The 210-nt window shown below is 63.8% G+C and carries 1 protein-coding gene; it reads right to left on the minus strand.

Going from position 1 to position 210, the window contains the following annotated elements:
* A partial coding sequence (locus FNJ47_RS55915) for a transposase (protein ID WP_163163972.1) occupies window positions 1-210 on the minus strand: 210 nt, incomplete at both ends.

Genomic DNA, 210 nt, shown 5'->3' on the forward strand with positions numbered 1-210 from the left:
TGATGCTCCATCGGCTGAAGCGCCGGAACACGCTGTTCCAATCGCCGAAGACCTCCGGGAGATCGCGCCAGGGAGACCCCGTCCGCACGATCCACAGCACTCCTTCAACGAACATTCGGTTGTCGCGCCCGGTCGAGCCCTTCTGATCCGGGCGCCCTATGATCAACGGCGCCATCCGCTCCCACGCCGCGTCGCTCAATACCAAACGGT

Origin of the sequence: Bradyrhizobium uaiense, assembly GCF_010811875.1 — a bacterium.
Classification (GTDB): domain Bacteria; phylum Pseudomonadota; class Alphaproteobacteria; order Rhizobiales; family Xanthobacteraceae; genus Bradyrhizobium; species Bradyrhizobium uaiense.